The sequence below is a fragment of the Mycobacterium pseudokansasii genome (genome assembly GCF_900566075.1).
Lineage (GTDB): Bacteria > Actinomycetota > Actinomycetes > Mycobacteriales > Mycobacteriaceae > Mycobacterium > Mycobacterium pseudokansasii.
Window position 1 is genome coordinate 4,712,795 of record NZ_UPHU01000001.1, and the last position, 20,178, is coordinate 4,732,972.

The following is a 20,178-nucleotide window of genomic DNA, read 5'->3' on the forward strand; positions in this document are numbered from 1 at the left end:
CTTGGCCGATCCGCCACGATTCGCACCCGATCGAGATACGCTAGCCAGACCACGGTGGAACGGGGGTGCGGACGCGATGTCGTATCTGGCCGCGGCACCGGAGGCGCTGGCAGCGGCGGCTTCGAGTGTCGCCGGCATCGGATCGGAAATCAGCGCGGCCAACGCGGCGGCGGCGGTTCCGACGACCGCGGTCACCGCGTCAGCCGCCGACGCCGTCTCGGCGCAGGTCGCCGCCCTGTTCTCGTCACAGGGTCAGGTGTACCAGCGGCTCAGCGCGCAGTTGGCGACGTTTCACGACCAGTTCGCGCAGGCCCTGGGCGCCGGCGCCAACGCCTATGCGTCCGCCGAGGCCAACGCGGCCAAGACCTTGCTGGGTGCGGTGACCGCGCCTGCCCAGAAACTGCTGGGCCACCCGTTGATCGGCCCGAACGGCCTCGTATCGCAGGCGGTGAACCAAGTCAAAAGCGCCGTCGGTGGCGCTGTGGGCCCCAGCATGCTCGGCGGGAACCCGTTAGCGGGGGCGCTGGCGCTGCCGCCCACCGGCGGACTCGGCGCTTTGGCGGGCAACGGCGCGCTGCTGCGGCCCTTGGCCGGCGCCGCCGCGGCACCGGCAGCGGTCATACCGGTGTCGGTGGCCACTGCTATCCAGAATTTCTATCTTTGGGCCGAGCCGTGGGTGCAGTGGGGCTTCAACGTCGCCTCCTGGGCGGCGGGTTGGGTGCCCTATCTCGGGATCTTGGCGCCCCAGATCAACTTCTTCTACTACCTCTTCGAGCCGATGGTGCAGAGTGCGCTGTTCAACACGCTCGACTGGCTGGACGGGACCATCACCTTCAGTCAGGGGCTGAGCAACTTCTGGTCGGCCACCACGGCATCGGTCAACCAGTTCATCAACACCGAGATCAACTGGATCCGCAACTTCCTTCCGCCCTGGCCGCCGCTGCCATAACCGGCGGTAACCGTTAGCCGCTGACGCGGCGCCGCCACAGCACCCATGCCGGCGGCGCGACCCCCAACCCGATGAGGATCAAAGCCCCAAAGGCCATCGGGCCCCGTCCACCCAGGACGACGTCATCACCGGGACCGCCCAGGCTCAACACCGCCACTGTCAATAGCCATGTCCACAACGGCAACGCGGCGAGCCGTGGCGACGTGGTCCATCGCTCGGCTGCCCATACGAGGGCGGCATTGACCAATCCACTGATCACAGCGCTGATCGGGAAGGGCACCGAACCGATGTAGGACGGCAGCAGCAGAGCCCCGGCTAGTGCGGATAACACCCCGTCGACGGCCAGCAACGCCAAGACAACGACACGTATCGCGGGGTCGGTGGTGGCGGCGGTCTCTTCACCCGAGACGGCACGCGGCTGAGTTTCGGTCAGGTTGGGACGCTGTCGATTTGGGAGAGGATCGAACCGATGACCCACTGCAGGCTGTCCAGCCGGTCCTGCCAATGCTGCAGGTTAGGGTCCAGGTCGGGGTCCATGCGAATTCCTTCCGTGGCTGCCTGATTGGCAGCCTACGTGCCGTAACCGGTGAAGCCCAGACCGGCGAGCAGATCTGTTTCCCAGCCACGTTCGTCGCGGTCCCCCGCGACGCCCGCGGCGAGCACATAGTGCTCCTGAGCCGCGATCGGCAGCGCCATGTTGTTGGACAGGGCGCAGGCCCGGCCGGTCGGGCCGACGGTGACCTGGGTGGCGTGCGCCGCGAGCGCCGCGGCCTTTGCGGCCTGCGCATGCGAGTCCCCCTCGACGACGGCGTCGATCCGTTCGTCCGGAAAGGCGAAGGGTACGTCGTCCGGCGGCATCACCCACTCGGGCCGCAGGTCCTCGGCGGCCAGGTCCTGCTTGGCCGCGCGGAATGCGCTGAGCCCGAAGACAGTCCAGTAAACCTTCGGCACCGTCCACGGGTCGCCCGGGAAATCTGAGGTGTCTGCTGCGGCCACCGCGGCGGCGGTGACTTTGTGGGTATGCACGTGGTCGGGATGCCCATATCCGCCGTCGGGGTCGTAACTCACCACGACATGCGGGCGGACCTCGCGAATGATCCCGACCAGTGCTCCCACCGCCTCCCGTTCGTCGGCATCGACGAATCTGCGCTTGCTGCGCTGCTCGGTGCCGGCCATCCCGGAGTCACGCCAACGGCCCGCGCCGCCCAGATAGCGGGGTCCGCTCACCCCCAGCAGCCGCAGTGCGGCGGTGAGTTCGGCAATGCGGTAGCCGCCGAGTTGATCGGCGTGGTCGGCGGCGAGTTGGGCCCAGCGGTCGCCGATGACCTCGCCCTCCTCACCGAGCGTGCAGGTGACGACATGGACCACTGCGCCCCGGGCGGTGTAGTGGGCGATCGTCGCGCCGTTGCTGAGGCTTTCATCGTCGGGGTGGGCATGCACGAACAGCAGCCGCGGCGTCTCAGGCATCGGCTAGCACCCTAGCCGCCGGGCGCGGCGGCATCCAGCCCCAACCAATGGCCTACCGCAAACGGACCGAACACGCCCCCCTACCGGCCCGTGACGAGGCCGGCGAGGTCGGCGGCGACCATCAGGCCTTGATCGAAAGCGCCTGCCAGACCGCCGATTTGACCGCCGTTGAAGACCTGGGCCCCGCTGCCGGTGAGCAGGCTCGAGGTGAAGTTTGCCGGCACCGGTGCGCCCACCACCGTGTTGAGAGCCTGCTCGCCGGTGCCCACCAGCAGGTTACCGACGTTGAAGCCGCGGTTGATCACCCCGTTGAGGGCACTGTCGGTGCCGAAGAACCGCTGCTCCAATCCCACCTCGTTGGTCAACAACCAATGGTTGAAGCCCAGCTCGTTGTTGACCAGAGTGGTGGTGAACTTGATCTGCGCCGACTCGAGCCGCTGCAACGGGCTGCCCGGCGAACCGCCCGCCAACGCCTGGCCCGGTGCGCTGAGCAGCTTCTGCGCCGCCTGCATCGGAGACGCGTTAGCGGCCTCGGCACTGGCATACAGGTTCGCGCCGGCGTTCAATGCCTGCACAAACTGGTCGTGAAAAGCGCGCGGCCTGGGCGCTGAGCGCCTGGTATGCCTGGCCGTGGGCGCTGAACAGCGATGCGAGCGCCGCCGACACCTCGTCCAGAGCGGCCGGTATCACCCCGGTCGTTGCGGCTTCTGCGGCCGTGTTGGCCGCGCTTATCGTCGAACCAATTCCCGCCAAATCCGTTGCGGCGGCGGCTACAAGTTGCGGTTCCGCTAAGAGAAAAGACACGTTCGACCTCCCCACAGCACTACTACCGGCCGTCCCGCCCCGATCGGGTGACCAAAGCGGAGCGTATCCCGATACGACCGCTTAGATGACCATTTCCACAGAATCCGTTGGCAATAATGTGCTACTCGGGTAATCGGCCCGCCACCGGCCCGTGCCGAGGATGAACCGCCTGCAGCGGAGAGCGTCACCGGGCGGATTCGGACGGGCTGTTTGCAGTCCCGCTGTCCGGGAAGCGGCCCGCACGCCGGGCCGGATCCTGAAGCGCCGGCTCCAGGAGCAACAAATAGGAACGCGAGCGGCTACTATCACACCATGGCCCAGCTCACCCAGGACCGGTCGAACGTCCGCAGTCGCCGGCGCGGCGAAGTGCTCGAACGTGCGCTCTATGCGGCCACGTTGGCCGAGCTGGCGGCGGCCGGGTACGGCGGCCTGACGATGGAAGGGATTGCGGCGCGCGCTCGTACCGGCAAGGCCGCACTGTATCGGCGCTGGGCCAGCAAGCATGACCTGGTCCACGCCGCCCTGCAGCACGCTGTGCCGCCGCTGGAGGACCCGCGCCCCGGCCGGTCGGCGCGGGAAAACCTGTTGACGGTTTTCACCGCTCAGCGTGATGTGCTGGCAGGCAAGACCGATTTTCCTGGCCTCGAAATCATCGGTCAGCTGGTCCACGAACCCGAACTGCGCGCCATCTTCACCGACGCGGTGATATTTCCGCGCCTGAAAATCGTCGAGTCGATACTGCAGGCCGCTGTTCGCGACGGCCAGATCGATGCGTCCCTGCTCACCCCGTTGACGGCACGGGTCGGGCCCGCCCTGATCAACCAGCACTTCATGTTGACCGGAACGCCGCCAAACCGTAGAGAGCTGGAACTCATCGTCGACACGGTGATCCCGCGAAAGACGTCCTAGACGTCTTGGTTGCCGGCAACGGACCGCCGCCGTCAGTACGTTCCGCCGCCGACCTCGCCGCCACCACCGGTTTCGACACCACCACCGAATTCGCCTCCGACGCCACCGATTTCGCCGCCACCACCGGTTTCGACACCGGTAGAGACATCGACCGGTCCGCCGCCGAGAACCAGGCCGACCAATTGAGTGTCGAGCATCAGTTTCTGCTGCACGGCACCCAACAGGCCGCCGACGTGACCGTCGCTGAAGACCTGCCCGTCACCACCGATGATCAGGTCGGCGTAAAAACCTGCCGGAGCGGGTGCACCCAGGACGGTGTTGACCAATTGCTCGCCGGTGCCCAACGCCAGATTGCCCATATTGAAGGCGCGATCGATGACCCCGTTGAGGGCACCGTTGGTGCCGAAAACGGCCCGCTCCAAGCCCATTTCACCAGTGACCAACCGATGGTTGAGGGCAAGTTCGGCGCCGATCAGGTTGGCGTTGAAGCCCACCAGCCCGTGCTCCAGCTGTGCCACGAAACCAGCCGGGGCACCCAAGACAGCCTGCACCGGCGTCGGATCGACACCCAACGCCACCAGCGCGGGCGTCACTACGCCGCCGGTCAGGCCGATCAGGTTGGCGTCCAGCATGAGTTTTTGAGTGATCGCGCCCGCGATACCGCCGAGTTGGGCTTCGCCCGCCACCGACCCACCGACGACCAAGCTGGAATGGAAGCCGTCCGGAACCGGCGCACCCAACAGGGTGTTGACGAATTGCTCGCCAGTACCCAGCAACGAGTTGACGATGCCAAAGCCGTTGTTGACCACGCCGTTGAACGCCGCGTCGGTTCCGAAAACAGCTTGCTGCAACGCCATCTCCCCGTCGACCAGAGCATGGTTGAAGGCCAGCTCACCGTTGACGATGCCGGAACCAAGGACGACTTCAGCGTGCGCAATGTGCTGCAACACACTGTCCGGCGAGCCCGTCAGCACCGCTCGGACCGGGCCGGGAACCACCGCTTGCAGCAGCCCCGGGTACCCGCTGTGCAAGCCGGCCGCAAGGGTCCCGCCGGTGGCCACCAGTCCCGAAAGCACCCCGGGTCCACCGCCGATACCGGGCGGCAGGGCAGCACTCAACTGCGCAGCCAACCTGTCGATCGCACTGTCGAAGCCGCCGGTCAGCAGCCGACCCGTCGGGATCAATGTGGCAAGACCGGCACCGAACTGCCCACCGCCTTGCACCGAACCGCCGACCAGCAGGCTGGCGCTGAGATTCGGCGCGACCGGCACACCCGCGACGGTGTTGACGAACTGCTCGCCGGCATACACCAGAGAGTTGGCGGCGTTGAAGCCGGCGTTGAGCACACCGCCCAATGCGCCGTTGACGCCGGCGACCGCTTGCCCCAACGCGGTTTCACCGGCGACCAAGGTCTCGTTGAGCGCGAGCTCGGCGCAGGCCAGGTCGGCGGTGAGAGCGGCCCGCGCCTGGCCCGCCTGCTCGAGCAGCGCGCCCGCCGGGCCACCCGAGAGCATCCCCGCCACATTGCCGGCCTCGCTGCCGACGTACGCCGCCGCACCCGAGTTCAGCGTCCGCACAAACTGGTCATGAAACAGCGCCATCTGCGTGCTGAGCTGTTGATATGCCTGGCCGTGCGCCCCGAACAGCGCTGCGATGCTCGCCGACACCTCATCGAGAGCCGGAGGGAGCACACTGGTGGTCGCGGATGCCGCGGTATTGCTGGCCGTGTTTATCGTCGAACCGATATTTGCCAAATCCGTTGCCGCCGCCGTCAATAGCTCGGCGTCTGCGAATACAAAAGACATCTCGGGCCTCTCAACCGTGCGTCATTGCTGGCCGTCCCTGGCCCGATCAGAGCAGCCCGCAGCGGAGCGTATCGCGACCTGCGAGCCGCTTCAGGCGTTTCGATGTAATCCGTTGGTAACAATTTGCCACTCGGGTAATGCGTAACGGCGTCCTCAGGCGGTCCCGTGATCGCGGCGAAAAGAGCTATCGCCCACGGGTTTACCCGAACCGATGGCCACCGCGGGCCGCTACGGCCCGGTCTTGACCCATTGGCCGGCGTCGCCGACGATGCCGACCGGCACCGCGCCGGACAGGCTGACGTTCTGCACGCTCGGACCGGCCGCGACGATCGTGGTGTCCTGCAATATCGGCAGCACGGTCGACATATTCCACAGGCGCGGTTCGATTGCGGTGATCACGTCGTTGATGTTCTTGGTGCCGTTGAGGGCGGCGTCGATATTCGACTGGATGCTGCGATCGCAGATCCCGGTGAGGTTCGACGGCGCCTTGACCAGCGCGCCCGGATCGGCCGGCGGCCCGGGCTGCGGCGTGGGCGTAACCGTGTCGGGAGCCACGGTCGGCGTGGCGCCGGTCGGGGTAACCGCCGGCGAAGCCGGGGACGGGACCTGGGTGGCCTGCAGCGCGGGACAGCTGTAACGAGAGGCCAGCAATGTCGCCAGGTTTCCGCCGGCTTGGTGCCACCCCACGATGGCGTCAATCCGGTTGTCGTTCAACGCATCCCGATAAAGTATGACCGGGTCCAGGGCCAGCACGGTCGCGTCGATCCCGACGTTGCGCAGTTGGTCGGCGGCCGTATTGGCGACCGCAACCGACGTCGGGTCATTCGCCGCCACGCCGATGACCAGCGACAGCTGTTTGCCGTCCTTGCTGATGCGGCCCCGGATCACTTCGGGCGGCCCGGTACTCACCGGTGTGGTCGAAGCCGGTCCCGGCGGCGCGGTCGACGCCGACATGTTGCTGTCGATCTCATATCCGGATGCAGCCAGCAACCCCAACGCGGTGGTGGTCGTCATCGCCGGTGGCGCGGTCGGCACATAGCCCGGGTCGCTGGGCGAGCGGATCTGCGACTGGTCCAGGGTCACGGTGTTGTCGCTGCCGGCGCCCACCGCGGCCAGCAGATCGATGTCCAGCAGCCCCAGGATCGCCTTGCGGACTTGCGCGTCGGCCAGCTTGGGCACGTTTGCCCGCAGCGTCAGCTGCATGACCCGCGGTGTCACGATCCGCGCGGTCCGCACATCCGGAATGGCCGACAACTGCGCGAAGGCGGCCGAACCGCCATGCACCTGCGCCACCTGCGTGTCGCCGTTACGCACCGAATCGGCCAGCACCGCGGGTGCCCCGGCCCGCCGGAAGAGGATCAGGCCGGGTTGGGCAGGCGGCCCCCAGTACCGGTCGTTGCGGGCGATCAGGATCTCGTCGCGCTGCGGGTCGATATTCTCCACCCGGAACTGCCCGCCGGTGACGGGTAGCGCCCGGGCCAACCCCGCAGCAAAACCGCCCGGCACGTCCTTGACTATGTGCGCCGGCAGCAGGTTGTTGAACAACTCCCGCCACGCCGGGTATGGCTGCGCGAAGGTCACCACCGCCTGCTTGCCGCCTTCGAGCGATTGCACACCGGTGATGAGGTCATAGCCGGCCGGATCGATGACGCCAGGCTGGCTGACCATCTGCCGCCACAGGTACCAGAAATCGTCGGCGGCGATGGGCGCGTTGTCGGTCCATTGCGCCTCGGGCCGGATCTTGTAGGTCACCGTAAACGGGTTTTCGCTGGTCACATCCGCCGACACCAGCAACGTCGGGTCCATCTCCCAGCGCGAACCGGTCGGCGAGCCGGCATCGGGCACCGGGCGGAAGGCGCTTGGCAACACCAGCGCGCTGATCGCCGCGTTCACCGGCGACAGATCCGAGAGCAGATGCGGGTTGAACCCGGCACCGATCGAGTCGATGCCCATGATGATCTGAGTGGGATGCGGCGGCGGCGGCGGGGTGATGTGCGTGGTATCCGTGCTCTGGGGCGCCGGCGGCGGGCTCACCGTGCAACCGGACAGCGCCAAACCCAATGTCGAGATCAGCACCCCGACCGTCACGATGACATGACGGGCTCGGCGCAGCACAAGCCCCAGGGTATCGAGGTGACCCACGACGGGGACGTCACGGCGAAAAACCGGGCCGGACTTCGCAGTGGCGTCACGCTCGCGCGAGCCGGGCGAACCCAAGCTAACCCCGGGCCTTTGCCCGCGCCCGGCTGCGGGCGCGGGAGGTGGCATCCAGCTCGACTTTGCGGACCCGCACGACTTCGGGGGTCACCTCGACGCATTCGTCGGGGGCGCAGAACTCCATGGCCCGCTCCAGGTCGAGTTCGAGCGGCTTGGCCAGCGTCTCGATGACATCGGCGGTCGACGACCGCATGTTGGTCAGCTTCTTCTCCCGGGTGACGTTGATGTCGAGGTCCTCCGGGCGCGGGTTGATGCCGACGACCATGCCCTCGTAGGTGTCCTGGCCGGGCTCGACGAAGAACTGGCCCCGGTCGGCGAGTTGGAGCAGCGCGAACGGCGTGATGGTGCCGGACCGGTCGGAGACCAGCGATCCGGTGTGTCGCGCCCGGATCTCCCCCGCCCACGGCTTGTACCCGTCGAACACGGCGTGTGCAACGCCGGTGCCGCGGGTCTCGGTGAGGAAGTCGGTGCGCCACCCGATCAGGCCCCGGCTGGGCACCACGAAATCCATGCGCACCCAGCCGGTGGTGTGGTTGGCCATCTCAACCATGCGGCCCTTGCGGGCGGCCATCAATTGGGTGATCGCGCCGACGTATTCTTCCGGGCAGTCGACGGTCATCGCCTCGAACGGCTCGTGCAACCTGCCGTCGATGGTCTTGGTCACCACCTGCGGCTTGCCCACGGTCAATTCGAAGCCCTCGCGGCGCATCTGCTCGACCAGCACGGCCAGCGCCAGCTCGCCGCGGCCCTGCACCTCCCAGGCGTCCGGTGCGCCGATGTCGAGGACCCGGATCGACACGTTGCCCACCAGCTCGGCGTCCAGCCGGTTGCGGACCATGCGGGCGGTGAGCTTGTGGCCTGCCACCTTGCCGGCCAGCGGTGAGGTGTTGGTGCCGATGGTGACCGAGATGGCCGGCTCGTCGACGGTGATCCTGGGGAGCGCGACGGGGTTGGCCAGATCGGCAAGCGTGTCGCCGATCATGATCTCCGGCAGTCCGGCGACGGCGACGATATCGCCGGCGACGGCTTCCTCGGTAGGAGTGCGTTGCACTCCTTCGGTGGCCAGCAATTCGGTGATCTTGGCGGTCGCGGCGCCTTCCTCGCGGAGCCACGCCACCTGCTGACCCTTGCGGATGCGTCCGTTGTAGACACGGATCAACGCCAGGCGGCCCAGGAATGTCGAGGCATCCAGGTTGGTGACCAGGGCCTGCAACGGCGCCTCCGGGTCGCCTTTCGGCGGCGGCACGTGCTCGTCGAGGACCTCGAACAGCGGGTCGAGGTTGTCGCCGTCGGGAATCTGGCCGTCGAGCGGCTGGGTGGTGCTGGCCACCCCGGCGCGTCCGGATGCGAACAGCGTGGGTAGGCCCAGCGCGTGCTCGGCTGCTGCGGCTGCTTCGTCGTCGAGATCGCTGGCCACGTCCAGCAACAGGTCGTGACTGGCCTCGACGACCTCGGCGATGCGCGCGTCGGGCCGGTCGGTCTTGTTGACGACGAGGATCACCGGCAAGTGCGCGGCCAGCGCCTTGCGCAGCACGAAGCGGGTCTGGGGCAGCGGCCCCTCGGACGCGTCGACCAGCAGCAGCACCCCGTCCACCATGGACAGCCCGCGCTCCACCTCGCCGCCGAAGTCGGCGTGCCCAGGAGTGTCGATCACATTGATTACCGTCACGGATCCATCGCTGTTGTGGCGGTGCACCGCGGTGTTCTTGGCCAGGATGGTGATGCCCTTTTCCCGCTCCAGGTCGCCGGTGTCCATCACGCGTTCCTGCAGCCCGCCACGTTCGGCCAGCGCCCCGGATTGCCGCAGCATCGCGTCGACCAGCGTGGTTTTGCCGTGGTCGACGTGCGCGACGATGGCGACATTGCGGAATGGCACGTCGGTGATTGTGGCAGCCCGGTGGCCGGTTCGCGAAAACCAGCGTCCGGCGCCGTCTCGAAGGCCGTCTCAAGGCCGTCTCGTACATCGACTCTGCGTACAGAGCTACCGCGGGCGGCTGAGCGGCGCGCTGGGCGCAGTCTCGGCGCGCTGGGCGCAGCCTCGGCACGCCCTGGAGACGGCCCTACCAGCCGCGACGGGGCGGCGCCGAACCGACCAACTGGTCGGATGCGGCCACGTCGCGGCTGCGGTAGACGATGTAGGGCCGGAACAGGTAAGCGATCGGCGCGCTCAGCACGTGCACCAGCCGGGTGAACGGCCACAGCGTGAACAGCACCATCCCGATCAGGGCATGCAGCTGATAGTCCAGCGGTGCGTTGATCATCACTTCGCCGTGCGGCTGGAAGACCCAGATCCGCCGGAACCACATGCCGACGGTGTAGCGGTAGTGGAACTCGCCGCCATGCGGGCCGGTGCCGATCAGGTCGCAGTAGAGGCCCACCACGATCGCCAGCACCAGAACCACATACATCACCTTGTCGCTGCGGGTGGTGGCCGCCGACACCGCCGGGCGGGTGAACCGCCGGTAGATCAGCAGCCCGACCCCGACCAGCGTGGCAAAGCCCGCGATGGATCCGGCGATGACGGCTTGGAGGTGATAGACGTAGTCGCTGACATGCAGCGCCTTGGTCACCCGCGGCGGGATGAACAATCCCATCACGTGCCCGGCGAACACCGCCAGGATTCCGAAGTGGAAGATCGGGCTGGCGATGCTCAGCAGCCGCGACTCGTAGATCTGCGAAGAGCGTGAGGTCCAGCCGAATTTGTCGTAACGGTATCGCCACCAGAGGCCGACCACCAAGACCGCCAGCGTGACGTAAGGAGTGATGTCCCAGAACAGTACGTTGCTAAACATCGGGCGCTCCTTCTTCGCGTCGAGGCGGCACGGTCAAGGTAAACGGTTGCAGCCCAACGGCTTCCGCGGGCGGACCGGCTTCTACCAGACGTTGCGCCCGGCGCACTTCCTGGTCGGTGGCCGCCAGCAGCGTCTCGCACACCGCCGCCACGGTGTGCTCATACGGCGACCCGGCGTCGGCCAACGCGGACCGCAGCACGTCGATCGGGACCCGGTGCTCGGTCAACAACCGGCGTCCCGCCCCGGGTGCGACGGTCGCCGCGAACTCGAGCACCACGGGCAGGTGATCCGGCGCCTCGCTGCGTGGCGGCTCCACACCGGCCTCCCGGTAGGCGGTGGCGAAGGCCAGCATCTCCCGCCCGCGGTTGCGGGTATCCCCCGCGGTCCAGTACGTCAGGTACATGGTGGCTCGCCGGCGCATGTCGAACGTGGCGACGTAGTCCATGGCGGCGGCCATCGGCTCGGCGGCCCGCAGCGCCACAACGGTGCGTCCGAGCAGCTCGGCGACGGTCCCGTCCAGGTGTGCCAGCAGGCTTTCGACGGTATCCAGACGCTCGGCCAGCCCGTCGTCGGGGTAGGCCAGCAGCAGCGACGCGGCCTGCCAGACCAGCCGATCGCGCAGCGCGGGTTCGCGGTTTCGGGAGCGCAGTTTCATGACTGCCGCTTTTCGGGGAACATCCCGACCGGCACCTGGTCGCCCTGCCAGGTCAACAGGTTCACCGTGGCCGCTCGCGTGGCATGGAATGTCTCCACGGAGACGGGCACCGGCCCGCCGTCCTCGTACATGCCCGGGCCGCCTTCGCCGGTCAGCGAGCAGCCCAGCTGCTCCAGCTCGCGCGCCTGCGGGCTGAACGCGGTCGGAATGACGTAGCGCTCTTCGTATTTCGCGATCGCGAGCAGCCGATACATTTCGTAGATCTGCTCTTCGGTCATCCCGACCGACTCCGGGATGTGGGGCTGGGTCTCCCGGCCGAGGTTGATGTCGCGCATGTAGGAACGCATCGCCGCGAGCCGGCGCAACACGCCCTCGACCACGGCGGTGTCGCCGGCGGTGAACAGTTCGGCCAGGTACTGCATCGGAATGCGCAGCGCCTCCAGCGCGCCGAACAGATTGCCCAGTTCCTCGCCGTCGTGACCGTCGCGGCTGACCGCGTCGACCACCGGCGACAGCGGCGGGATGTACCAGACCATCGGCATCGTCCGGTACTCCGGGTGCAGCGGCAGCGCCACCCGGTAGGTGTTGATCAGTGCATACACCGGGGAGCGCTGCGCGGCCTCGATCCACTCCTGCGAGATACCTTCCGCGCGGGCGGCGGCGATCACCGCAGGGTCGTTGGGATCGAGCAGGATTCGTCGCTGCGCCTCGTAGAGGTCGGTGTCGTCTTCCACCGATGCGCCCTGCAGCACGCGGTCGACGTCGTAGAGCACCAGGCCCAGATAGCGCAGCCGGCCCACGCAGGTCTCCGAGCAGATGGTCGGCAGGCCGACCTCCATCCGCGGATAGCACAGCGTGCACTTCTCGGCCTTGCCGGTCTTGTGGTTGAAATACACCTTCTTGTAAGGACATCCGGACACACACATGCGCCAGCCGCGACAGCGGTCCTGGTCGACCAGCACGATGCCGTCCTCGCTGCGCTTGTACATCGCGCCCGACGGGCACGACGCCACACAGGACGGGTTGAGGCAGTGCTCGCAGATCCGCGGCAGGTAGAACATGAAGGTCTCTTCCAGCTTCAGCCGGACCTCGTCACTGACCTTCTTCAATATCGGGTCCTCGGAAAGGATTTCCGGCGACCCGGCGAGATTGTCGTCCCAGTTCGGCCCCCAGGAGACCTTCATCGGTTTGCCGCTGATCAGGCTTTTCGGCGCGGCCGTCGGGAACGTGTCGCCGGCGGGTGCCGTGGTCAGGTTTTCGTAGTCGTAGGTCCACGGCTCGTAGTACTCGTCGATGGTGGGCAGCTTGGGGTTGGCGAAGATCCGCAACAGCTTGTGGAAGCGTCCGCCGTCACGCAGCCGCAACCGGCCCTTCTTGTCGCGTACCCAGCCGCCGCGCCAGCGCTCCTGGTCCTCGTAGGTGCGCGGATAACCTTGGCCCGGACGGGTTTCGACGTTGTTGAACCACACGTACTCGGTGCCGGCGCGGTTGGTCCAGGCCTGCTTGCAGGTGACCGAACAGGTGTGGCAGCCGATGCATTTGTCGAGGTTCATCACCATCGCCAGCTGCGCCATGACTTTCATCGTCTCGCTCCGCAAGCGTCGCTCAGGCCCTTCATATCAGTACCGCACCTCCTGGCTGCGTCTCCGTACCACGGTCACCTCGTCGCGCTGGTTGCCGGTGGGGCCCAGGTAGTTGAACGCGAACGCATGCTGACCGTAACCACCGGCCAAGTGGCTGGGCTTGATCCGGATTCGGGTGAGGGCATTGTGGTTACCGCCGCGCTTGTTGTTGGTCTCGGTGCGCGGCGTGTCGACGGTGCGCTCCTGGACGTGGTAGACGAACACCACGCCGTCGGGGATCCGGTGTGACACGATGGCCCGGCACACGTAGATGCCGTTGGCATTGACGGCCTCGACCCAATCATTGTCGTGGACTTGGATTTTCGCCGCATCCCCCGGACTCATCCACATGGTGGGGCCGCCGCGGGACAACGACAGCATGTACAGGTTGTCCTGGTAGGTCGAATGGAACGACCACTTCGAGTGCGGTGTCAAATACCGCACGGTGAGGCCGATTCCGTCCCCACCGGATTTGGAGTCGAGCTCGGGATGGCCGAACAGTCGCGTCATGTCCAGCGGCGGGCGGAACACCGGCAGGTGTTCGCCGAGCTCCTCGATCCAATCGTGGGCCAGGTAGAAATGCATCCGCCCGGTCAGCGTGTGGAACGGTTTGAGGTTCTCGATGTTGATGGTGAACGGCGCATAACGCCGCCCGCCGGTTTCGCTGCCCGACCACTCCGGGCTGGTGATCACCGGGACCGGACGCGCCTGGGTGTCGGCGTAGCTGATGCGGCGGTCTTCGCTGCCCTCGGCCAGATGCGCAAGCCGCTGGCCGGTCCGTTTCTCCAGCTCGCGGAAACCCTCGACGGCCAGGCGGCCATTGGTTGTCCCGGACAGCAGCAGCAGTACATCGGCCATCCGCGCGGCGGTGGTGATCGCCGGACGCCCAGCCGCCGCACCGGAATTCAGCACTCCGAATCTGGCTGCAAGTTCGTCGACCTCCTGGAACGGGTGCACCGTCACACCCTTGGTGGTCAGCCCGAACTTTTCGACGAGCGGGCCTAGCGTCACCCACTTGTCGTAGATGGCGGTGTAGTCGCGCTCCACCACGGTGATCTTGCCCATGGTGCGTCCCGGCACCGGCGTCGCGCCGGTATGCAGCCAATCGTTTTCCGCACCGTCGGGAAACGCCATCGCATCCGCGGTGTCGTGCTGCAGTGCGTTGAGCACCACATCATTTCGGGTGCCCAGATGACCCTTGGCCATGGCGCTGAAGGCCCGGGCGATCGCAGCGAAAGCGTCGAAATCCGAACGGGTTTCCCAGGGCGGATCGGTCGCGGCACTGAACGCATGCACATACGGGTGCATGTCGGTGCTCGAGATGTCGGCCTTCTCGTACCAGGTCGCTGCCGGCAGCACCACATCGGATACCAGCGTGGTCGAGGTCATCCGGAAGTCGATCGACATCATCAGGTCGAGCTTGCCTTCCGGGATATCCCCGTCGCAGGTGACGTCGACGGGCCGTATCCCGTCGCGCGGCGGCTCTGCCTGCACGTTGAAATCGGTTCCCAGCAGATGGCGCAGGAAGTACTCGCCGCCCTTTCCCGACGAGCCGATCAGGTTGGCGCGCCAGACCGTCAGTACTCGTGGCCAGTTGACGGGGTTGTCCGGATCGGTCACGGCCAGCTTGAGTTTGCGCTGTGCCAATTGCTGGGCCACATATTCACCGGCGTCGCGACCCGCCGCGTGGGCCTCGTCGGCCAGGTCCAAGCTGGATCGGTCGAACTGCGGGTAATACGGGCTCCAGCCCATTGCCACCGCGGAGGCCAGCACGTCCATGGTGTGCTTGTCGGTGAAGCGGCCCCGGCCCACCGGGCTGGCCAACTTGTCGGCTCCATATCCGTCGTAACGCCATTGGTCGGCGTGCGCGTACCAGTACGAGGCGCCGGGGACCTGACGCGGCGGGCGTACCCAGTCGGTGGCCATCGACATCGTCTGAAACCCGGTGAGCGGCCGAATCTTTTCCTGACCGACGTAGTGGGCCCAGCCACCGCCGTTGCGTCCCATCGAGCCGGTCAGCATCAACAGCGCCAGCACCGCACGGTAGATGGCGTCGCCATGGAACCAGTGACAGATGCCGCCGCCCATGATGATCATCGAACGGCCGCCGGATTCCTCTGCGCTGCAGGCGAATTCGCGGGCAACCCGAATGGCCTGCGCGGCCGACACCCCGGTGATCGGCTCCTGCCAGGCCGGGGTGTTCTGCTGAGTGGGATCGTCGTAGCCGGTCGGCCATTGGCCGGGCAGGCCCGGGCGCGCCACGCCGTAGTGGGCCAGCATCAGGTCGAAGACCGTGCACACCAGGTGTTTGCCGACCCGGCGCACCGGCACGCCGCGCGCCACCGTCGTACCTTCGCCGTTGATCGTGTCGAAGCTGGGCAGGTGCACCAGCGCGGTGCGCCGATCCCCGTTGGTGGCTGCTGCGCCCTGCACGCTGAGCGCCGGCAGCAGCTCACCGAGATCGAGGTTCCACTTCCCGACGCCGTCCTCGCCGTAGCGGAATCCCAGCGAGCCGTGCGGCACGACGACGGTGCCGGTCGTTTCGTCCAGCACCGCGGGCTTGAGCGCCGCGTTCTCGGAGTTCTTATCGGCCTCGCCCAGATCCGCCGCAGTGAGGTTCTTGCCCGGCACCAGCATCTCGCCGCGTTGTTCCAGCTTGATCAGGAACGGCAGGTCGGTGTAGCGACGCGCGAAGTCGATGAAAAACGGAACCTGTTTTTGCACATAGCATTCCGTGAGAATGACGTGTCCCATCGCCATCGCCAGCGCCCCGTCGGTGCCGGCCGCACACGGCATCCACTCGTCGGCGAACTTGGTGTTGTCGGCGTAGTCGGGGCTGACGGTAACCACTTTGGTGCCGCGGTAGCGGGCCTCGGCCATCCAGTGCGCATCCGGGGTCCGGGTGATGGGCACGTTGGAACCCCACATCATCAGATAGGCCGCGTCCCACCAGTCCCCGGATTCGGGCACATCGGTCTGGTCGCCGAACACCTGCGGGGAGGCCACCGGCAGGTCGGCGTACCAGTCGTAGAACGAGGTCATGGGGGCGCCGATCAGCTCGAAGAACCGCGAGCCGGCGGCATAGGACACCATCGACATCGCCGGGATCGGCGAGAAACCGGCAACCCGGTCCGGGCCGTAGGTCTTGATGGTGTACACGTGAGCCGCGGCAATCAGTTCGGTGGCTTCGGCCCAGCTGACCCGGACCAGCCCGCCCTTGCCCCGGGCCTGCTGATAGCGGCGACGGTGCAGCGGATCCGCCTGGATGTCGGCCCACGCCAGCACCGGGTCGCCGAGCCGGGCCTTGGCCTCGCGGTACATCTCGATCAGCACGCCGCGGGCATACGGGTAGCGAAGCCGGGTCGGGGCATAGCTGTACCAGGAGAACGATGCGCCCCGGGGACAGCCGCGGGGTTCGTACTCGGGGCGGTCCGGGCCGACCGACGGATAGTCGGTCTGCTGGGTTTCCCAGGTGATGATGCCGTCTTTGACGTAGATCTTCCACGAGCAGGATCCGGTGCAGTTGACGCCGTGCGTCGAGCGGACCACCTTGTCGTGACTCCACCGGTCACGGTAGAAAACGTCAGCCTCTCGCCCGCCGCGCCGGGTTACCGTGCGCAGATCAGCAGAGAATTCCCCCGGGGTGAAGAAGCGCCCGCTGCGCTCCAGCAGCTCCTCGAGCGCTCCGCCGACGTGAGGTGTGATGGTCAACAGTGACCCTCCTTGTCATGGACGACCCGGCGCGGGGCCGTAGCCAGTCGATCGCGCTCGCGGGACAGCAGAAGCCAGCGCGTAGCCCATCATCGTCGGCTCGCGCGGTGGGTTGGCTGAAATTCGCGTCAACATCGGCATGGCAGTCGGCCACTGACGTCCAGCGGACCGCCGCGATCGCTACCGGCATGCAAATCCCAGGTTAGTGGTTTGTCACGTCCTTCTTCCAGTGGACGGCGGCGACCTTGAGTGGACCTGGGCATTAGCTGAAAGGCGGCTGTGGAACCGCCGTCCAGAGCGCCTTCGCGAGGTCGGGTAGCCAGCCGCGGTCGGCCGGCACCCAGTCCAGATCGTGCAGTTGCTCCGCCGTCACCCAGCGCAGCGCGCGGTGGTCACGCGCATCCGGTTTGCCGCCGAGCAGCCGCACCCGGTAGGCCCGCAGTATTACGGTGTCGCCCAACGGAATGTCGTTGCCCAAGCGGGCACCCACGGCGACGTCGTCGAGCCCGAGCTCCTCGGCCAGTTCCCGTGTCAGGGCGGCGCGCTCGGTTTCGCCGGCGGCGACCTTGCCGCCGGGAAGCTCCCAGCGCCCGGCCAGCTCCGGCGGCCTAGCCCGTTGCGCCACCAGGACTGTGGAGCCGCAGATGATGGCTCCCGCCACGACGATCTGCGTCGGCATGGGCAATCACGGTATACCGTCGCGGTGCTGTCGCCGGATTCCGTTGGAAGTGTCCGGACAAGAAGCTGCACGGACACCATTGGCCGACTCCGCCGTGACCGGAGCAGGTGCCATTGCGATGCTGGCTGTGCGAATGCGAGCCGTCCCGGCAAATCGCGGTGACGTCGCCGTTCGAGCTGTCCGGACGCGGAACGCAAACACCGCTCGAATTCTGATAGCTATCCGGCGGGCACATCCAGCCGGCTGACGCCGTTGACGCGTGCGCGATAACGCCGGTACCGACCGTTCCCGCGGCGACTGCTACCACGCCTGCTAACGAGCGAAACATGCGGACCCCCAAACACGTAATGTCCTCTGTGCGCTGTGGTTGACAGAGATGGCCCGATGCGGGAATCATACGGCTCGCCCCGGCGGGGGGTGAAGACCGGCCCGACCGCGGTACCGTCGAGGCATGGCTGTGTTAACCGATGAGCAAGTAGACGCGGCACTGCCCGGCCTCAACGGCTGGGAACGCGTCGATGGGGTTCTCCGCCGGTCGGTCAAGTTTCCGGCGTTCTTGGACGGCATCGACGCGGTACGGCGGGTGGCCGATCACGCCGAAGCCAAGAATCATCATCCCGATATCAATATCCGTTGGCGAACAGTGACTTTCATGCTCGTGACGCATTCCGAGGGCGGGATTACGCAGAACGACATCGACATGGCACGCGATATCGACGCAATCGTCGGGAGCTAGCGGCCGGTCCTAGCCGGGCCAGGGAGGCTCCGGCAAGCCGGCCACAGTTCAGTTACCGCGCACTGGTCGGTGTTCAGGCCGGGCTCGGCCATGGTCGAGTCGAGCGTCGGTGTTGGCATCGGCCCAGCGACGGCCTCGCCCGATCGCGGCCGCGACACCATTTGCCGGTGCACCGGGGCCGGATACCTACTGGGCAGGTGACCTCCTGCTGATCACTCGGACCCACTCACCGGGAATGCCATATCTGTACGCAGCGGCGCACTTAGGCCGGCGTCCACTTGGTTCTGACTTCGGTCAATAGCTGGAGCTTATGGTTTCATCGAAACATTTGATTGGCAGGCAATAAATGGTTCCTCTACCGTTCCCGGTGCTAAGCAAGACTTGTGCACGTTGAGCCTGTCGTGGCGCTCCGCGAGTGGTTTCACGTCGCACTAAGACTGCTCGCCTGATGGTCGCATTACAAGTGCAACTCGAATTATTCGAAGAGCGGAGTAGTTTTGGGGGAGTGAGCAGTTAGACGTGCGAATAGCCCGGTGCCGCCTTGACGTTCAGCGCTCTGCAGGCCCGCTCGCGGTGGGTTCAAAGCCACCGAGCTGATACTGGCCTTTTTGTCTTACGGTGTCGACGACTTTGATGTAGCGCCGCCCTAAGTAGTTGTGCGTTTGAGCGAAATTGCGCCTACGAGAAGAAAGGCCTGTTTGTCCATGACTCGACTGCCCCATGGCCCCACGTTCACCGGCGACGACGCCAGCGCTGCTCGATCTGACTTGCCTCGTCCCTATTCCAGGGCAGCTAAGGGGCGGCGTGGCACACGCGGCGCTGCGGCTGCGCTGGGGGCCGTCGCATTGACCAGCGGCGTCGCCGCCGCCATCGACGCCGCCAGGGATGGCACCCAGATCAGCGCCGGCAGGCTCGCCATCACCTTAACTGCGCACGGCGGATTCAAACTCGACACCTGTACGACTAACGGTTCCAGCAATAGCCCGATCACGTCTAGCACGACTCAAGATCTCAGCAATAGCATAACTATTTCTGATAGCACTCAGACTTCCGGCACTGGTTCGAGTACTTCCGATACCACTCAGACCTCCGGCAGTGGTTCGACTACTTCCGATACCACTCAGACCTCCGGCAGTGGTTCGACTACTTCCGATACCACTCAGCTAAGCGTGCCGAACGAATACAATAATCTGCCTCCTCAGCTATCAATTTATCAGTCAAAATACGGCATTTGGTACCGACCCGACGACACCGAGGGCTTGCCGCTGGGCTTTTCCAGGAGCGGCACCATGTGGATCGGAGGCGATGAAAATGAAGTACCCGATTTCGACCCCGTTCCTCCCTTTGACGGTGGCTATAGTAATGAGGAGTTAAACGTCGGACCATATCAACCGAACGCGGGTGACGGCTACGATCCAAGCTCGATCTCAGAATATTACATGAATGGCAATAATGAAAACATCGATAACGATCGTAACGGTGACAATAATAATAATAGTAGCGATTATGACTTTGATGACCCTAGCATCCTAGAAAATGTGGAATTCAAAATGAAGATAATGACCTGTGAAAACTGATAAGAACTTGTTAGGTCAGTTGAGGCGGGTTCGCCTCCGGCGGATTGATATCCGTTGGCCAGGTCGTTATGGCGCTAGCCCGTCGATGGTCAAACGCGAGACTTCCAGCAGCGAATCAAAATGGCACGACGTGAGCGGTTGTCTTGTGTTGCTGCGCGTTGAATAACTCGATTTTGGCTTTCTGCCATGGTTATGGACTGGTGAATAGCGCAACGACGCTGCTGAACCAGCACCAAATCGTTGGCTTCGCTGAAC

Annotated in this window: 15 protein-coding genes and 1 pseudogene; 4 read left to right on the forward strand and 12 right to left on the reverse strand. The window is 65.8% G+C overall.

Annotated elements, in window-relative coordinates; genetic code table 11:
• Nucleotides 1-76 precede the first annotated feature (76 nt).
• Nucleotides 77-949 carry a PE family protein gene (locus tag EET10_RS21100; RefSeq protein ID WP_063467028.1) on the forward strand — a complete coding sequence of 291 codons (873 nt, stop codon included), beginning with the start codon at nt 77-79 and terminating at the stop codon, nt 947-949.
• 13 nt (nt 950-962) lie between these two features.
• Here EET10_RS21100 and EET10_RS21105 read toward each other — a convergent pair whose 3' ends face one another.
• The 3 genes and pseudogenes from EET10_RS21105 to EET10_RS31080 form a co-directional block, all read right to left on the reverse strand.
• Nucleotides 963-1,427, reverse strand: a complete 465-nt coding sequence (locus EET10_RS21105) for a hypothetical protein (RefSeq protein ID WP_063467029.1) — start codon at nt 1,425-1,427, stop codon at nt 963-965.
• A 92-nt stretch (nt 1,428-1,519) separates the two neighbouring features.
• Nucleotides 1,520-2,416, reverse strand: a complete 897-nt coding sequence (gene mshB / locus EET10_RS21110) for an N-acetyl-1-D-myo-inositol-2-amino-2-deoxy-alpha-D-glucopyranoside deacetylase (protein WP_063467030.1) — start codon at nt 2,414-2,416, stop codon at nt 1,520-1,522.
• 443 nt (nt 2,417-2,859) lie between these two features.
• Nucleotides 2,860-3,220: pseudogene (locus EET10_RS31080) on the reverse strand (PE family protein); the annotation flags it as partial.
• Nucleotides 3,221-3,532: 312 nt separating this feature from the next.
• Between EET10_RS31080 and EET10_RS21120 the strand changes: the two are divergent.
• On the forward strand, nt 3,533-4,129 hold the full coding sequence (locus tag EET10_RS21120) for a TetR/AcrR family transcriptional regulator (RefSeq protein ID WP_063467032.1): 597 nt from the start codon (nt 3,533-3,535) through the stop codon (nt 4,127-4,129).
• A gap of 32 nt (nt 4,130-4,161) precedes the next feature.
• Here EET10_RS21120 and EET10_RS21125 read toward each other — a convergent pair whose 3' ends face one another.
• From EET10_RS21125 to EET10_RS32010, 9 genes are all read right to left on the reverse strand, one after another.
• On the reverse strand, nt 4,162-5,934 hold the full coding sequence (locus EET10_RS21125; protein WP_122502471.1) for a PE family protein: 1,773 nt from the start codon (nt 5,932-5,934) through the stop codon (nt 4,162-4,164).
• A 228-nt stretch (nt 5,935-6,162) separates the two neighbouring features.
• Nucleotides 6,163-8,049, reverse strand: a complete 1,887-nt coding sequence (locus tag EET10_RS21130; protein WP_244602034.1) for an ABC transporter family substrate-binding protein — start codon at nt 8,047-8,049, stop codon at nt 6,163-6,165.
• A gap of 103 nt (nt 8,050-8,152) precedes the next feature.
• Nucleotides 8,153-10,027: a translational GTPase TypA gene (gene typA, locus EET10_RS21135; RefSeq protein WP_063467035.1), complete on the reverse strand. Its 1,875-nt coding sequence runs from the start codon at nt 10,025-10,027 to the stop codon at nt 8,153-8,155.
• A 184-nt stretch (nt 10,028-10,211) separates the two neighbouring features.
• A complete protein-coding gene (gene narI, locus EET10_RS21140) occupies nt 10,212-10,943 on the reverse strand; it encodes a respiratory nitrate reductase subunit gamma (RefSeq protein ID WP_063467036.1) in 732 nt (243 codons plus the stop codon).
• A complete protein-coding gene (narJ, locus tag EET10_RS21145; protein WP_122502472.1) occupies nt 10,936-11,598 on the reverse strand; it encodes a nitrate reductase molybdenum cofactor assembly chaperone in 663 nt (220 codons plus the stop codon). The genes narI and narJ overlap by 8 nt, the downstream gene beginning before the upstream one ends.
• A complete protein-coding gene (gene narH, locus EET10_RS21150) occupies nt 11,595-13,181 on the reverse strand; it encodes a nitrate reductase subunit beta (protein ID WP_122502473.1) in 1,587 nt (528 codons plus the stop codon). Before narH ends, narJ begins: the two co-directional genes overlap by 4 nt.
• Nucleotides 13,182-13,217: 36 nt before the next feature.
• Complete coding sequence (locus tag EET10_RS21155; RefSeq protein ID WP_063467039.1) at nt 13,218-16,931, reverse strand: nitrate reductase subunit alpha; 3,714 nt, start codon at nt 16,929-16,931, stop codon at nt 13,218-13,220.
• A gap of 262 nt (nt 16,932-17,193) precedes the next feature.
• Nucleotides 17,194-17,610, reverse strand: a complete 417-nt coding sequence (locus EET10_RS21160) for a (deoxy)nucleoside triphosphate pyrophosphohydrolase (protein WP_122502474.1) — start codon at nt 17,608-17,610, stop codon at nt 17,194-17,196.
• The gene (locus EET10_RS32010; RefSeq protein WP_099187604.1) at nt 17,540-18,007 is read right to left on the reverse strand and encodes a DUF3761 domain-containing protein; all 468 of its coding nucleotides are present in this window, start codon (nt 18,005-18,007) and stop codon (nt 17,540-17,542) included. Before EET10_RS32010 ends, EET10_RS21160 begins: the two co-directional genes overlap by 71 nt.
• A gap of 54 nt (nt 18,008-18,061) precedes the next feature.
• On the opposite strand from EET10_RS32010, the gene EET10_RS21170 reads away from it, so the two are divergent.
• On the forward strand, nt 18,062-18,346 hold the full coding sequence (locus EET10_RS21170) for a 4a-hydroxytetrahydrobiopterin dehydratase (protein WP_036401557.1): 285 nt from the start codon (nt 18,062-18,064) through the stop codon (nt 18,344-18,346).
• 662 nt (nt 18,347-19,008) lie between these two features.
• Nucleotides 19,009-19,923 (forward strand): hypothetical protein, encoded by a 915-nt coding sequence (locus EET10_RS29290; RefSeq protein WP_136624752.1) that lies wholly within the window; start codon nt 19,009-19,011, stop codon nt 19,921-19,923.
• Nucleotides 19,924-20,178: the final 255 nt, after the last annotated feature.

Excerpts from the sequence above, each read along its gene's own strand:
- EET10_RS21100 (WP_063467028.1), top strand. The coding sequence starts at position 77 with ATGTCGTATCTGGCCGCGGCACCGGAGGCGCTGGCAGCGGCGGCTTCG.
- mshB (WP_063467030.1), bottom strand. The coding sequence starts at position 2,416 with ATGCCTGAGACGCCGCGGCTGCTGTTCGTGCATGCCCACCCCGACGAT.
- EET10_RS21120 (WP_063467032.1), top strand. The coding sequence starts at position 3,533 with ATGGCCCAGCTCACCCAGGACCGGTCGAACGTCCGCAGTCGCCGGCGC.
- EET10_RS21125 (WP_122502471.1), bottom strand. The coding sequence starts at position 5,934 with ATGTCTTTTGTATTCGCAGACGCCGAGCTATTGACGGCGGCGGCAACG.
- narI (WP_063467036.1), bottom strand. The coding sequence starts at position 10,943 with ATGTTTAGCAACGTACTGTTCTGGGACATCACTCCTTACGTCACGCTG.
- narJ (WP_122502472.1), bottom strand. The coding sequence starts at position 11,598 with ATGAAACTGCGCTCCCGAAACCGCGAACCCGCGCTGCGCGATCGGCTG.
- narH (WP_122502473.1), bottom strand. The coding sequence starts at position 13,181 with ATGAAAGTCATGGCGCAGCTGGCGATGGTGATGAACCTCGACAAATGC.
- EET10_RS21160 (WP_122502474.1), bottom strand. The coding sequence starts at position 17,610 with ATGCCGACGCAGATCGTCGTGGCGGGAGCCATCATCTGCGGCTCCACA.
- EET10_RS32010 (WP_099187604.1), bottom strand. The coding sequence starts at position 18,007 with ATGATTCCCGCATCGGGCCATCTCTGTCAACCACAGCGCACAGAGGAC.
- EET10_RS21170 (WP_036401557.1), top strand. The coding sequence starts at position 18,062 with ATGGCTGTGTTAACCGATGAGCAAGTAGACGCGGCACTGCCCGGCCTC.